Genomic DNA, 14376 nt, shown 5'->3' with positions numbered 1-14376 from the left:
CTTTTAACCAAAAAAATACTCAGACCATTTAGTCTGAGTTAGAAAATTTATCTTATATCCTCAACTTCCAATATCTCTGCTTCTACTTTGAACTCATCGCATATCTTTTTTAAACGTCTTTTTCTTACTTGTGTCATAGTGTAAAATGTGAGTGAGGGTGGTCGGATTTTTTGCAATCTAAAGACACTTTGCAACTCTGAATAAATCTTTATCTTATTGCGATTTTCATTCATTCGTTGATGGCGGTCAACTTCAATGAAATTTGTCCGATCACTCTCACTATAAACTGCATCTGGAACAAACTTCACCTTCCCTCTAACTGTTTTAAATGCTGTAGGTTCTTCTACTCTCCAATCATTAGGCATTCCCTTATAAATAAAAATATCGTTAGCCATTAAAGTGTGCTGCACGTACCCCTCACGTCTAATTGGGATAGTATCACAATTAATCATATCCCTTCCTTTCTTTGTTAAGCAATAAATCTTTTGTTCTCTTCTGAATGACCTAATTAACTTATCCAATTCAACTTCTTTTAATATCCGATTGGCATTCCTATTCCCACCAAGACTATTGATTACTTGTAATTGCTCCCTTGTTGCGAATTTAAGCCTTGCCAAACTCAATAATATTGCTTCCGTCCGTTTCTGGAACGCTATAGTCTTTGGGTGCGTCAAGTTCACTCACCTCTTTCATAAAAGGCTGTAGTCGTTCCATCATTTCTTTATCGTCAAGCAATGGTACTTGAACTGTTTCCCTTTCATGGGTCTTATAAATTGCTCTACCTGCATTTGGCAAGTATTGTGCTCCATCTTCGTCAATCGCTACTCGACTAGCTGTACCTGTTGGAAGTTTAAATGCAATTTTAGCATCACTATTTTGCTTAACTTGTCGTGGTAGTGTATCAGCAGTAGCATATTGAGTACAAAATACTAATCTATACCCTAATGCACCAGCCACACGAGCAATATGTGACATAGTATCCTGACAATTTTGCATACTTTCTTTTAATTTTGGTAATGTATGCTTATCTGGAGTTAACTCTGCTGCCTCATCAATAATAATTACATGCCTTGTTCTAATAGGAGTATTGACGATATTATTAAAACCTCTACGCTTAAAAAATTTCATTTTTTTATCTATATCTAATCTAATTCTTTCCAACATCTGTTCAGCTTCTTCAATGTTAGATGCAACACCTTCTACCTGCCTAAGATTTTCGTACCTACCAAACTCCAGTCCGCCTTTCATATCAATCAAATGAAACTTCACATAATCTGTTTTATGCTCACAAAGGTATGTGATTAGATTCTTTAGGAACACTGTTTTTCCTTGTCTGGTTGCTCCAGATACATTCATATGAACTGCATCTCTATCTAGATCATGCCACAACCATCCATCTAAGCCATATCCGATTGGCATTAGCCACTTTGCACTTTTTCTAATTGGTACATTACTGTACGGTATTATTTCTGGCAATTTTTCAAAGTAGATGCGAATGAATATTCTTCCACCTTCAGAAAGTACTTTTACTGGCTTTTCAAATGCTGCACCAATTGCATTAACTAATCCCTCACCGACAGTTAACCCTAATGGAATTGAATATACATACTCAACATAATGATCTTCATTGTTTTTACCATTAAATTTTGGTTGCGATTTGTCACCACGTAAGAAGTTATTTCTCTTAAAAATTACCGACAACATTTTCATGTCTGACATTTTACCAATTGGCATCAATGATCCAATAATCACGCTGCCAAGAAACAAGCAAGTTATTGAAGTAAACAAGCTATTTCCACCCTTCCTTTTAAAATTCCTAGCAGGAACATTGAAAAGGAATACTTGAATTACTGATATATTAGTAGTTTATGACTGATTTCCACTCTGCTTTTTTACCTTTACACTTATGTTATAAGTTGTGTATTCCTCTTTTTATTTTCCTTTGTTCATCACCTAGAATAAGACGCTAAGCATATCGAGAATTGAATTGATTAACCATATCCCTAAACCGATTACACCGATAATTAATATGCCTTTTAACAATGTCACGTTTACTTGAATGATTCCCATTCTTTCTAATTGAAACAAAGAAATAAGAGTTAATCCTAATCCACCTAAACCGATAATTCCAGTTGTTAATATACTCATGTTGTAACCTCCATAACATTTATAAAAAACTCTTTGGGTTCTTTCTCACTTTAGGTTTGTTGTCTTCACTCAAATCAATCACTTGATGATTATGATTCACATTAACGTTATTCATGTCATGGTCTATTAACCTTTTTACATACTTAGAAAAAACTTTATCTGTTGCGTATTCGTGCAGTTTTCTTTCAAATTCATCATCCATATTAAAAGATACTTGTAATATTTTCCTAGCCACCATAAATCATCCTTGCTAAGTTGTAAAAACCTGTTGCATTTGCGTAAACTGGATGGATTTTTTGGATCCCATTTCTTGTGATTAATTTTGGTTTGACTACTTCGATGTTTGTAAAATAGGCTTCAAGGAATGAGATTGCTTCATTTGCAATCCCACCACCAACTAACACTTTATCGTTTCGATCCCATTTCTCAGATGTTTTGGCAATAACTGCATTGACCATTGATTCTATATCGTTTGATTTATTTGTATCTGCACCAAATAGCAACGTATTTGAATCTTTATCAATAAAGTTTCCTCCCAGTATTGTAGCTGTATGAACTGTCCCTCCTCCAAAATCAATTACTCGGACTAACTCATCTTCTGAATCAATTGCGAAAAATATAGCTCCACCTTCAGGTGCTACTTCTACACGATCTATGAATATCTCCTTTTCAACATCATTAATGACTAAATGATGCCAACCCTTCAACATTTCCTTGATTTTGTTTTTCTCAGTATCGTTGTGTTTGATAATCGGTTGCCCTACTACTATGTCGTTTGTCATATCACTGCTAAATAAATGCAGTCCGATTAATATTCTTAATTTTGCATCCTCATGAGATTTTGAATCTCCCATAATTGACCGTCTAAACTCTGACTCGTACTTCGCCAAAGTCCCACCGAAATATCGCTTACCTTTATACTGTATTTCTAAATCGTCTTTACCGAAAGACGAAACTAACTTTCGTTCTCTCCATTCACCTAAACTGGAATCCACCTTGTGAGCACCGTTATAATTAACAATTTTGATTCCATTATTGCCTCCATCTACACCATGTAACATTTTCAAATTTCCTCCTCTCATTTCTGTATGACAATAGTACATACAAATTATTTTCAAAAACCATTTCTGTATATACTATGGTAATACATCTACTATATTACATTCTTATTTTAATTAATTCAATCTTATTTGCATTTTTCTTTTATTAATTGATATAATGTAAATGTAATAATAAACTTAGGGGAGGTGATTACATATAGGATAGGTTGGTGTTTTATGGTACTTAAACCAAAGATTAGAGTAAGGCTCGCAGAATTAGAAAAGAAGCAATCGGACATATACACAAAATTAGAGGTTTCGCCGCAACAATTTAGCAACTGGGTAAAAGGACATTCAGCACCTTATCTAGAAACTGCATTTAAGTTGGCAAAAATTTTGGATTGTAAAGTAGACGATTTATGGGAGTATAAGGAGGAAAAATAATGGAGAATGCTAAAGCATTAGTTAAGAAAGAAAGTTTTTTTGACGGATCTAAATTAGAGTTTATCTTTATTAGTTTTATCGGAGCAATACTAACCGTTTTCACATTAGGTTTGCTTTATCCATTTGCAACTGTAATGAAAATGAATTGGGATGTAAAACATACGGTTATTGATGGAAAAAGACTATATTTTAATGGTACTGCTGCCGGTTTATTTGGAACATGGATTAAAATATGGATATTGGGGATTATTACTTTAACAATCTACTTTTGGTTTGCCTCAAGTAGGATTAAAAAATGGAAGACTAGTCATATGCATTTCGAATAGTTTATGAGCATAAAAAAAAGAACCCTACCAAATTAATGTAAATAGTTCAGTTTTGGAGTACAAAAAGTGAAAATGTAAGATTAAATGAGTATCAAATTGCAACTGAATTTGATACTCATTTTTTATTGTTAAATCAACGGTTTGTTGTTAATTTGCACCAAAAATGCAGGTTAAAATGTATATAAAAATGCAAACGTGAAATAATTATTGTAGGAGTGTAAATTGGTGTGTTAAAATTGTTACAATTTACTATACAATAAGGGGTGCATTTTCTTATGCAATTTCTTGAGCCAAAAAATAAGAACGCTAAGTCTGTGGATTGGGAAATATCTGAGCAAGTAAGGGTGATAGTAAAGCAATATGCTGAATATGCAGAGCGTACTGAAAGTGAGGCAGTGGATGAATTCTTAATGAACATTTTAGACGATAAGAAGTTTATTGAATGGATTGCCAACAAGCGAAGTAATAAGCGAATTGTTGAAAAAATGGGTATCAAAGATAGAGTGGGCTGATAGACAATGACCAAACTTAAAAGATTAGCCACAAAGGAAGATGAAATTGTAGATGTTCAAATTCCGATTTCAAATGAAGAATTAAAAGATAGGGCTAAACAATATGATTTATTAACTCCAAAACGATTTGCAACAAGGTATAACAAAATGTTGTTCTTGCCAACGTCTTTTAAATGGAGCGGTTCTGAATATCCCATTCAATATAATTACTGCATCAATCCGTTTTGTTGTAATTTTGGGAAGAAACAGCACAAGTTCGAAGATGTAAAAAGCAAACCGAGTCGTTATAAATTGACTGGAAGTTCCAAAGACCACAAAGGTTTGTATTGCAATGACAATCCGATTGGTAGAGGTGTATCGCAAAACTGCACAGTAACCCCTTTATCTAACTGGTCTGTTGCTGAAGAAATTAAACGCCTTATAGAAATCAATAGCATCCGAGATGTTGAGCCAGATTATCAATTTCATAAAGAAGGCTGCTCGGAAGTAGATACAACGCCATTTAAAGAGCCAAAGCAATTTTACAAAAGAGGGAAAAGTAGGGGCAAGTCTCAACGCTATCAATGTAAGGTGTGTAAGAAGTTCACTAATGTCCTACCAAAAAGAGAGGAAACCACTACTTATCACCAACAAAAGAACACTATTCTTCCAATGTTCGCTAAGATGGTTGTAGGAAGGGTTTCAGTCAGTCGTACTTGTGATATTTTAGAAATTGGAGTTGGAACCTACTATCATAAGCTGGAGTGGCTATATAGGCGTTGTTTGGAGTTTTTAGAACGATATGAGACACAACCCCTTCAAACAAAGAAATTTAACGAGATGTGGCTTAATACGGACAAGATGCACTACTACCTAAATAACGTCCGTAAGAAAGGGCAAGGTTCAAAGAAATTTACGGGGTTTGAAGACCTTAATATGCAAACGTATATAGTTGTATCTGCTGAGGTCTTATCAAGATATGTATTCCGTTCAGATGTTGCCTATGATTGGAATATTTCAATGGATGAATTAAATGAAGATACAAGAAAATTAAAAGAAGACCATCTCAATACTTTTAGTCGTAAGAATGATAGGTTAGATTGGTCTTATTATCCACAAGAACCATCTGCTAACGATAGCGAAGATAGGAATGCTTATCTTCACGAATTAGGGAAAATTTCTAATAGAAGTAGATTTGTCGATGGTTTAAATGTTAATGCACCTTACACTACAACTGCTCAATATTGGTTAATTAAACAAATGGTTAATGCTGATGAATGGCGAATGATTAGTGATGATGACTTCTCTATTAGAAACGCCTTTTATAGAGTATTCACGAAGGAATTAAGCTTGAGCGATGCACATCATTTTATATGCCGAGTTAACAAGACGAAAAGTAGAAAACAATGCTTAGAAGAATTCGGACAAGCAAAAGCAGAATTGCTTGATTGGGGAGATATCAGAGGATTCAAAACAAAGTTTCTACGGACATTGGCATATCATTATCTAACGGAATTACTAGCAAGTCATCAATTCCACGAAGAGGCTATCAGTAAAGATGGAGAAAGATATCGCAAATATGCCGATAACCCTATAAAACATCCATTAGCTACTAAGGATAAAGGATTTTATTCAGTTGATTGTAGAACGGATTTATCTGCTCTGGAACCAAACGAAATCGCAAAGATGCTTTTAAATGTTAATGACCATTCGACCAATAGCTTTATTCAACAGATAAGACGTTATATATCATCTCTTGAAAGACCGTTAACAACAGCTCGTGGTGATAAGAAGAGTTATATTTACGCTAACTTCAATCCGAAGTATGCTCAATATGCGATTACAATTCTAAGAACTTACTACAACTTTTGTCGCCCTTTTAAATCAGCGGATAAAAAGGTTTTGACTCCTGCTCAAAGATTAGGGATTACAGATAAGCAATTTGATTGGAAAGATATAATTTATTTCAAATAACAAAAAGAGCTTGGAGTAATTCCAAGCTCTTGTGCTTTATCTCTACTGTTCTTCTTCAACTAAAGCACCCGTTAACGCAATAAGAATGTCTTTTATTTAAAGATGGATTTTAATTCATCAGGAACAATTACAACATCTTGTATTTCATACTTTGCGTCTGGTGTTAAATTAAGTAATACCATTTCTCCATTATCAAATTCCAACAACTCATAGGTTTTGAAACTTGTACCAGCACTCATAACTTCATTTACTTTCTTTAATGTTTCCTCAGCTATATGTTCTTGTTTGCCTTCAGCCATAAGTGTTTTAGCGAGTTCATAATTTTCAACTCGAACTGCTTCTTTAAACGATAGTCCAACATCAACGGGACCTTTTTTTGTAGTCTCATTATAGAATAAAAAACCAAATACAACATTCAATAAAACAGATACCACGATAATAATATTTTTGATTTTCATATTTCATCCCCCTGTTTTCTTTATCTCCTATTCAACTAACCTGCTCGTTAGTTGAATAAGCATTTATTTCTTTAAGTTATATTATCATAATACCACAAAATTACAAATTTTCATTCAATAATCATTTTTGATTGCATTTTATAAATCATTTTTTATGTAATTTAGTATGTAAGTTTAAATGAAAAAAGTAGTCCATTTTGAAGTACATTTTGTGATTTTGTACTCCAAAACTGAACTACTTAAAATTAATGGCAAGGTTCTTTTCCGTGGGTCGCACACCCACAATGCTCACTCTCATGTGCAGAGTATAATTAAATCCTCACAAACATTATATAATAGTATGCATAATTTTCCAATAACTTTATTTAAATTTGAATCTTTTTGCTTATATCTACGTATTTATTATAAAGAGGTGATCAAACCAATGAGTCTTAAATCTAAAATCTATAAAATGTTGCGTATATGGAATGATGTGGATGCGGTTAGAAAGAAAAAAGTAGGAAAAAGAATCGGAAGAAGAATATCGGGGAAAATTGCAGGTAAAACAATAGGGAAGTTATTTAAATAGTCCTTGAAATTAGGGCTATTTTTCTATAATAGACACAAAAAAAGCCCCACCAAATTAATGGTGAGGTTGAATATTAATTGAATGAGACTCCTAAGCCTTTGAATTCTTTTTTTAGTTCTTTTGCAAAATCTTTGGCATCATTCTCGGAACCATCGAAACCGTCTATATTTATGTGGAATGTATTGGAATGATTAGTTGTTTGTGATTCATTATTAGTTGTTCTATTACTTGATAAATTATCAGCTATTCTTTTATATACCGCATCAGCAAACGGATCCATTTGACGACCAATTAAAGGAACGATTGCTTCTTTACCTGCTTCTCCCAAACCTGCAAGGGTAGGTTTATCGAAAATGCCCCCGTTTTTATACCACGAAATATCAAAATCTGGATATGGTATTCCGAATTTCTTTTTCATATCCACAGAGACATGAGGCATTTTTAATTTAGGCAAACTCCAATTAAAGTTCAAAGCATCTTTTATTTTTCCAATAAGGGTTTTTACTGTGCTAACAGCCTTGTCGATTGGGGAAGTGATCGCGGATTTTATTTTATCAAAAATATTACCTGCAGTTGTCTTTATTGCTTCGAAGATGACTGCAATAGTATCTTTCATTGTATTAAATCGCTTCTTAACAGTTGACCAAATGCTATCTGCTACATTAGCTATAATATCTTTTGTTTTATTCCAAGCACCAGATATGTAACTTTTGATTGCATCGAAAGCAATAGTGATTACCGTTTTCAGATAATTGAGAGCTTGCTTTACAATCCCTTCAATTGCCTTCCAAACACCACTAAATATCTGCTTGATACCTTCCCAAGCCTTATCCCAATCACCGGTTATAATACCTGTCACCGTTTTAATAATGCCTTTTATGACATCTAATACACCACTAATGACTAATTTTATATTGTCAAAGGTTTTTTTAGCATATTTCAGTATGGTATCGCCATATTTTTCCCATATCTTAGTTGCTAAATCAACGAAACCTTTAACCAAATTTACCACAACAGTCACAAAATCTTGAAATCCTGCTTTAATTCCATTAATGGTATCTTGGTTGTTTTGAAACCACGTCTTTAACCAGTTTACTAGATTTCCGACCCATGTTATTGTCGTGCTTATTGCTATACCAATAGCATCAAAAACAGTTTTCATTGTTTGCTGTATTTGTGGCATATTATCAAATATGTATTGAGAGAATTCACTTAATAGAGGTAATACGTATTTTTGCATGGGTTCGATTAATGCAGTCTGGAAGTTACGTCCTATTCCTTGCATTGCTTCACCAAAGGAATCATATTTAACTTGATCTATTTCTGATAATGCATCTTTTGATAAATCAGCTTTATCTCCAATATTCGCAAAAGCAGCTATTGCACCAGATTCAAGATCCTCAAACTGTGTACCGAACAAAGCGACTCCTGCTGCGTTCTTTTCTACTGGATCTTCAATACCATTCAATGCAGTTACAACTTGCTGGAACGCTTGTTGTGCAGTTTCTCCACCTTGTGCAAATTGAGATGTCATTTCTTCTGCATTTAAACCTAAAGTTTGAAAACCTTCAGCAGATGTTTTTGAGCCATCTTTTGAACGAATGTTGAATTCTTTTATTGCATCGCCGACTTTATCAATTTGGAATGCTCCATTTTCAGCACCATCAATTAGAGTATTTGTAAACTCTTCAGCACTAAAACCTAATGCTTTATATTGTGGTGCATACTCACTTAACACCTCTAACATATCACCATTTTTATTAGCACCATTCTGAGCACCTTGTGCCATGAGATTGTATGCTTCTTCCGATGATATACCAAACTGTTTCATTAACGAATTTGCAGTATTTGCAGATTCATTTACATCAAATTCAAAGGTATCACGTAGCATTATTGCATTTTTTGTTGCATCCTCTAAGGCATCACCAGTTAAGTTTGTATTCTGTTTAACAGATGCCATTGATTGTGCAATATCGTCAAAAGACTCTCCATAATTGGCATTATAGATATTTTTAAGGCTGTCTTCCATACCCTTCATTTCGTCATCTGTTGAGCCTGTACTTGCTTGGAGACCATTTAGAGCTTTGTCTAAATCATCTGCCATTTTTGTACCTGCTATACTTGCTCCGAGTAATGCAGTACCTAATCCTACAACCGCACCTGCTGCAATACCTCCAAGACCTTTTGCAAAGGAACCCATTTTTGATTCAGTTTTTTTCATTCTACTATCAGCATTATCCATAGTGCTATTAAAATTACTATCATCCAGATAAATTTCAGCACCATAATTACCTAAATCAACTTCTGGCATTCGATTCACCTGCCTTTTGCTTGTAGCCACTTGTAGATTTGAGTTTCGAGTAATCTGGAGTAGTTACTTTTAATCTCTCGATTTTCCTTAAATATTCTCGTCCTTCTTCCGTTTCCTGAAGATCCATAATTTTGTTCTCAACTAAATAAGAAACAAAAATAGGATACGGCAATTTCATTACTTGCTCATATCCCATATGGGCTTTGCGTGTTACGTATGTAATATTAGGCATTATCCGTACTTGGACACTTTTTGTTTCGCCCTTACCTCCTACATCAGGTAGGTAGGGCATTTTTAATTTGGGTCTTCTTCAATTCCTTGCATAGTTGATTTAAACACATCAACAACTTTTCTTTGTTGGCTCATAGAGAATTTATCTTGTATAAATTTCTTAGTCACTTTTCGTTCGCCTTGCGAAAGTAATAAAGCAACGATTTCAGCTAGAAGAGACATTTGTTCTTCAGGTGTTTCAACAGATTTCATCTTTTCCTCTAATTTCATAATTTTGATAACTAATGCTGTACTAGGGGAACTTGGAATTTCAATATCTTCTCCACCAATTTTAAATGTTATCGATTCTTCCACTAATAAATCTAAATCATAAATTTTTGACATTATAAGACCTCCATATTTTAATAAATAAAAAAGGAAGGGATAGACCCTTCCAATCAATTAAACTGCTGCTTCAACCTCATCAATAATTTCTACTAAGTTACCATCTGCTTTACCTTTAGCTGGAATAGCTTTAAACTCAACATCGATTACAGTTTCTTCTTCAGGATTAAAGTTCAATTCAATTCCACCTTGGTTCTGTGCCTTGAAAATATTTACGGTCAATTTTTTGCCTGTATCTTGCTTTGTATGTACAAATCGCAAGTAATTCATAGGAACATTTTTTAATCCACCAATACCAATTCGTCTAGTACCTGCTTCAGTATCCTCTGAGTATGATGCTGCAACTAACTTCTCAATGTTCTTAAGGTTCCAAGTTAGAATGCCAGAAGTAAATGTAACCTCTTCATTGGTTAAGAATGTTTTAATTACTTGATTAAGCTCTCCACCTTTTACTTCGTAAAACTCTGGGGAATAACTTAATGCTGCACCAGAACTAATATGACCAACTTCTTCTAATGCTGCTTCAATTTCTGACTCAGTTGCGGTCTCAACATCTTCAATTTCTCCTAAAAATAACTGTCCACTACCTAACAAAATATCGTCTTTTGCCATTATGAATCATCCTTTTCATTTAAATTTCATTATAAAAAACAATGCTTGTTCAAAGATTTCTTCTTCTGGATCAAATAAAAAACCACTTCCCGAATGGCGAGAGTGATAGATTGTCTCATTATTAAAATTGTTTACTGGGTTTGTCCTGAAGTGTAACAATCTAGTAACGTATTTTGTAAGTTTTTCAACCTTTAAAGCATCATCCGTTACAATCCTTACTTCACACCTGTATTGATCTGTTGCTAATCCCATTTGATAGGGTGTTAACGTTACAACGATATAAGGATAATCGTCTAAATCTACTTCAGGTTTATAAGCTGTAATTCTTGGCTTTCCCTGTGTATGACCTAACATACCTACTAGTTCGTTATCAGAACGCAAATAATTCAATACTGCGGTAATCATCATTTTAGGCTCATCCCTTTTTGAATCATATCACCGATTATCCCAAAATTCTCTTCGATTGCCGGTCTATGGTGTGGTTGGGCTTTAATATTTCTGGCTACACTACCTAATTCAATGACCGGATCATATTCCACATTAGAGCCAATAACACCTCTAGAGATATTTTCGTTATGCTCTGTCTTATGTGTAATACTTCTTCTGAGATGTCCTGTTTTTACTGGAGCTCTTAATTTGCTTTCACCTTCTGCAAATACAATGATTGTTTCCATTGTTAACTCACGTTTTTTTCGCATATCTTCTTTTGCTTGTTGAAATTTGGACTTTGCCATATATCATCAGTCCTTTTTTATTAAAACTTCATAGTGCTTGTCATATTTCATATTTTCAGTAACGACAAAGACATTTCCTTCGCCATTCGGCTGATCAGTAATCTCTATATTCAAACTAATTCTATTGTTCGGCTCACAAAATAATCGATTTGTAGCATCTACAAACACACCATATCTTGTAGTAGCCAATTCGTTTGAATAAGGCTCAATCTCACAAGGTAAAGGAATGTATTCGGTTGCAGGTGCATCACCGTAAATAGGGTTTAATAATGCATCATAGTCGATGATTTCCCTTTCACCTTCTTCAATAAAATACATCTTTTTTGTTAACCTCATACAATCCTAACCTTTCGATGTGATTTTAATTGATCCTTAATATCTTCTGGAAGGGATTCTATGTATGATTCACTTAAACTACCCTTACCTTCTGATTTAATGTTTTCCACACCTTTTTGTCGATACTTAAATACTGCAATATCTTCCACAACGTCAATCAAAGCACTAGGAATTTCTTCTATTTTCAAATAACCTAATACATAATTTGTAGCTCTCGAGATATACAAATTTATTACACCATCTTTACTAGTGTCAGATTCATCGATACCTAGTAAAGCCTTAACATTTGATAATTCTGCCATTTTTTTTCACCTACTTTTCTGCGGAAGTAGCTTTTTTACGTTGTGTAGTTTTGGTTGCACCTGTATTTGTTTTCTTGGGTGTAACCTTCTTCTCTTCAACTTTTTCATAGTTTGGATCACTTTCACAACGTTTGATATGTGTATCATTTGTAATATCCCAAACCACACCTGTTTCTGTATTTTTGAATTCCATTTAATCACTCCTTAATACATTCCATAATAATAAAACCCAAAATAAGGCAGATCATCATTATTATTTAGTTGTAAACTAGTACCATTTCTAGCTACCTTTAATTTCCATATAGGCACATCCCTTAACACTAAAGGTTGCGTATATTGCATAGGGAGACATATTCCATCTGGATCACCATTAATAAACACCTTACTTTGATGTTCAATTATTATGGAAAGGTAGGATAATGGCTTTTCGAAGGATATTTCCTTTTCGGTTGCCTCTCCAAGTTCAATAACTCCGTCCGATGCTACAATTTTTCCGTACAACTATTATCACCCCATTAAAAGAAGGGTAGAGAATTATCCCTACCCACTAAATTTATTTATTATCCGATTGTCGCAGTAAGTACAGCTACACCTTCAGGACGAATTACACTGCCACCAAATACAGTTAATCCACGAACACCATCAGCCATCTTCGATTCTAAGCGTAAAGCTTCCATTTGATCAATCTGTTTTCCGTATCCAATAGCACCTTTATGGTTAGCAACAATATGTAATTTACCATCTACTTCAATTAATTCCTCAGACACAACTACTTGTAAACCGTTGATTTTTTGACCCTCTACTACACCGTTTTCAAGAACTACAGGTTGACGAGTAAAACGATCATCTTTAGAAAGTAATCCTAATACATCTGAGTTGATAGTTACATATCGATCAGTTTTAGGCACTTTCTTTTTATTTAATTTAGTACCTAAATCAACAATATAATCATATACGTTAGTCTTAGTTAGTGCTTCAGGTGCTGCATCTGTACCAATTGTGTTATCAGCATGTGCATCAGTATACAACCCCAAAACATATGAATCTGTTTCCACTTGAACACCACTAGAGGCATTTGCAACATGGGCATCAACTAGATCACCTGCTGCTTGAACTGCATCTACATCATTTAGTGTGAAGGCAAAGTATTTTTGTTGATCCATATTCAAATCAACATCTGTAGTATCAATTTCATCCCAAACTACCGTGCCTGTATAATCTTTTACATCAACCGCACCAGCTTTATTAAATTTCATTGTTTTACCTTCAATTGTTGTTGGAGGAGTTGTAATTACCTCCGCAATTGATGTTTTAGAATAATTCGCTAATAAACGTGCTTCCCAAACTGTTTTCTTAAAAGTTGTAACTGCCATAAATAATCACCTTATCCTTTTCTAATTTTTTTATTATAATTGGTCTTTTATTGATTCCCAATTATCATTGATTTCTTTGGTGCTCATACTATCTATTTGTTCCTTTGTAAATGCTGTTGGCTTCTTATTATCTTTCAAATCTGTGCCATCTGCTTTCAATCTTTCATCTACAGCCGATTGAAGTTGAGTTGTAAATACCTCTTCAAACTTTCCTAAATTTGATAAAGTTGATTCTTCATCTTCACCAATTAAATAATCAATCAAATTTGAAGGAAGTTTTTTCTCGTTAAGTGTTGTAAGAGCCTTATTTTTTAAACTCTCTCGTGTTTTTTCTTTCTCCATACTAGTGAATTGATCTTCCAACTCTCTAATACGTTTTTGCTCAGGTGTTTCTTTTGGATTAGATTTCTTTACTTCCTCATCAACAATTTTTTTAAGGTTATTTTTCTTCCAAGTTTCTAAACCTTTTGTAAAATTGTTATCTAGCTTAGGTTGTAAGAGTTTCTTTCCTTCATCAGTTTCAAGAAATGCTTCCACTCCATCAGGTGTTACTTGAGATAGCCCCTCAATGTATGCTTTTACATCCTCTTGATCTTTGTTGTCTTCTAAAAATTGCTTAATTTGTTCTAAATCCATTTATTAAT

Annotated in this window: 23 protein-coding genes; 5 read left to right on the top strand and 18 right to left on the bottom strand. The window is 33.9% G+C overall.

Annotated elements, in window-relative coordinates:
* Positions 1–47: 47 nt before the first annotated feature.
* The 5 genes from ACI6MV_RS05090 to ACI6MV_RS05070 form a co-directional block, all read right to left on the bottom strand.
* The gene (locus ACI6MV_RS05090; RefSeq protein ID WP_407268997.1) at positions 48–617 is read right to left on the bottom strand and encodes a replication-relaxation family protein; all 570 of its coding nucleotides are present in this window, start codon (positions 615–617) and stop codon (positions 48–50) included.
* Positions 604–1788 carry an FtsK/SpoIIIE domain-containing protein gene (locus tag ACI6MV_RS05085; protein WP_407268994.1) on the bottom strand — a complete coding sequence of 395 codons (1185 nt, stop codon included), beginning with the start codon at positions 1786–1788 and terminating at the stop codon, positions 604–606. Before ACI6MV_RS05085 ends, ACI6MV_RS05090 begins: the two co-directional genes overlap by 14 nt.
* 165 nt (positions 1789–1953) lie before the next feature.
* Positions 1954–2148: a hypothetical protein gene (locus ACI6MV_RS05080; RefSeq protein ID WP_407268992.1), complete on the bottom strand. Its 195-nt coding sequence runs from the start codon at positions 2146–2148 to the stop codon at positions 1954–1956.
* A gap of 19 nt (positions 2149–2167) precedes the next feature.
* Positions 2168–2383, bottom strand: coding sequence for a hypothetical protein (locus ACI6MV_RS05075; protein WP_407268990.1), 216 nt, complete (start codon positions 2381–2383; stop codon positions 2168–2170).
* Positions 2376–3209 (bottom strand): ParM/StbA family protein, encoded by an 834-nt coding sequence (locus ACI6MV_RS05070; protein WP_407268988.1) that lies wholly within the window; start codon positions 3207–3209, stop codon positions 2376–2378. Before ACI6MV_RS05070 ends, ACI6MV_RS05075 begins: the two co-directional genes overlap by 8 nt.
* A 216-nt stretch (positions 3210–3425) precedes the next feature.
* Between ACI6MV_RS05070 and ACI6MV_RS05065 the strand changes: the two genes are divergently transcribed.
* The 4 genes from ACI6MV_RS05065 (at position 3426) to ACI6MV_RS05050 (ending at position 6423) form a co-directional block, all read left to right on the top strand.
* Complete coding sequence (locus ACI6MV_RS05065; RefSeq protein ID WP_407268987.1) at positions 3426–3632, top strand: helix-turn-helix transcriptional regulator; 207 nt, start codon at positions 3426–3428, stop codon at positions 3630–3632.
* Complete coding sequence (locus ACI6MV_RS05060) at positions 3632–3958, top strand: YjgN family protein (protein WP_407268985.1); 327 nt, start codon at positions 3632–3634, stop codon at positions 3956–3958. The genes ACI6MV_RS05065 and ACI6MV_RS05060 overlap by 1 nt, the downstream gene beginning before the upstream one ends.
* A 275-nt stretch (positions 3959–4233) precedes the next feature.
* The gene (locus ACI6MV_RS05055; RefSeq protein ID WP_407268983.1) at positions 4234–4470 is read left to right on the top strand and encodes a hypothetical protein; all 237 of its coding nucleotides are present in this window, start codon (positions 4234–4236) and stop codon (positions 4468–4470) included.
* A gap of 6 nt (positions 4471–4476) precedes the next feature.
* Positions 4477–6423 (top strand): insertion element protein, encoded by a 1947-nt coding sequence (locus ACI6MV_RS05050; RefSeq protein ID WP_407268981.1) that lies wholly within the window; start codon positions 4477–4479, stop codon positions 6421–6423.
* Between the two features lie 92 nt (positions 6424–6515).
* On the opposite strand, the gene ACI6MV_RS05045 is transcribed toward ACI6MV_RS05050, so the two are convergent.
* A complete protein-coding gene (locus ACI6MV_RS05045; protein WP_407268979.1) occupies positions 6516–6881 on the bottom strand; it encodes a hypothetical protein in 366 nt (121 codons plus the stop codon).
* Between the two features lie 424 nt (positions 6882–7305).
* On the opposite strand from ACI6MV_RS05045, the gene ACI6MV_RS05040 reads away from it, so the two are divergent.
* Positions 7306–7449, top strand: a complete 144-nt coding sequence (locus ACI6MV_RS05040) for a hypothetical protein (protein ID WP_407268977.1) — start codon at positions 7306–7308, stop codon at positions 7447–7449.
* Between the two features lie 73 nt (positions 7450–7522).
* On the opposite strand, the gene ACI6MV_RS05035 is transcribed toward ACI6MV_RS05040, so the two are convergent.
* From ACI6MV_RS05035 to ACI6MV_RS04980, 12 genes are all read right to left on the bottom strand, one after another.
* Entirely contained in the window at positions 7523–9760 is a 2238-nt protein-coding gene (locus ACI6MV_RS05035) for a phage tail tape measure protein (RefSeq protein WP_407268975.1), read from the bottom strand.
* On the bottom strand, positions 9747–9992 hold the full coding sequence (locus tag ACI6MV_RS05030) for a hypothetical protein (protein ID WP_407268973.1): 246 nt from the start codon (positions 9990–9992) through the stop codon (positions 9747–9749). The genes ACI6MV_RS05035 and ACI6MV_RS05030 overlap by 14 nt, the downstream gene beginning before the upstream one ends.
* A 62-nt stretch (positions 9993–10054) precedes the next feature.
* Positions 10055–10375 carry a hypothetical protein gene (locus ACI6MV_RS05025; protein WP_407268971.1) on the bottom strand — a complete coding sequence of 107 codons (321 nt, stop codon included), beginning with the start codon at positions 10373–10375 and terminating at the stop codon, positions 10055–10057.
* A 57-nt stretch (positions 10376–10432) separates the two neighbouring features.
* Positions 10433–10987, bottom strand: coding sequence for a hypothetical protein (locus ACI6MV_RS05020; protein ID WP_407268969.1), 555 nt, complete (start codon positions 10985–10987; stop codon positions 10433–10435).
* Between the two features lie 15 nt (positions 10988–11002).
* On the bottom strand, positions 11003–11395 hold the full coding sequence (locus tag ACI6MV_RS05015; RefSeq protein WP_407268966.1) for a hypothetical protein: 393 nt from the start codon (positions 11393–11395) through the stop codon (positions 11003–11005).
* Positions 11392–11721: an HK97 gp10 family phage protein gene (locus tag ACI6MV_RS05010; RefSeq protein WP_407268962.1), complete on the bottom strand. Its 330-nt coding sequence runs from the start codon at positions 11719–11721 to the stop codon at positions 11392–11394. The genes ACI6MV_RS05015 and ACI6MV_RS05010 overlap by 4 nt, the downstream gene beginning before the upstream one ends.
* A 6-nt stretch (positions 11722–11727) precedes the next feature.
* Positions 11728–12057 (bottom strand): hypothetical protein, encoded by a 330-nt coding sequence (locus tag ACI6MV_RS05005; protein WP_407268959.1) that lies wholly within the window; start codon positions 12055–12057, stop codon positions 11728–11730.
* Positions 12054–12359, bottom strand: coding sequence for a phage head-tail connector protein (locus ACI6MV_RS05000; protein WP_407268957.1), 306 nt, complete (start codon positions 12357–12359; stop codon positions 12054–12056). The genes ACI6MV_RS05005 and ACI6MV_RS05000 overlap by 4 nt, the downstream gene beginning before the upstream one ends.
* 10 nt (positions 12360–12369) lie before the next feature.
* Positions 12370–12552, bottom strand: a complete 183-nt coding sequence (locus ACI6MV_RS04995; RefSeq protein WP_407268952.1) for a hypothetical protein — start codon at positions 12550–12552, stop codon at positions 12370–12372.
* A gap of 11 nt (positions 12553–12563) precedes the next feature.
* Positions 12564–12860, bottom strand: coding sequence for a hypothetical protein (locus ACI6MV_RS04990; protein ID WP_407268950.1), 297 nt, complete (start codon positions 12858–12860; stop codon positions 12564–12566).
* Between the two features lie 59 nt (positions 12861–12919).
* Positions 12920–13732, bottom strand: coding sequence for a hypothetical protein (locus ACI6MV_RS04985; RefSeq protein WP_407268948.1), 813 nt, complete (start codon positions 13730–13732; stop codon positions 12920–12922).
* A gap of 33 nt (positions 13733–13765) precedes the next feature.
* Entirely contained in the window at positions 13766–14368 is a 603-nt protein-coding gene (locus ACI6MV_RS04980; RefSeq protein WP_407268946.1) for a DUF4355 domain-containing protein, read from the bottom strand.
* Positions 14369–14376: the final 8 nt, after the last annotated feature.

The organism is Radiobacillus sp. PE A8.2, from assembly GCF_045635475.1.
Classification (GTDB): Bacteria; Bacillota; Bacilli; order Bacillales; family Amphibacillaceae; genus JBJGXI01.
The sequence above is the reverse complement of the archived record's forward strand: the minus strand, read 5'-3'. Positions and strand labels throughout refer to the sequence as shown.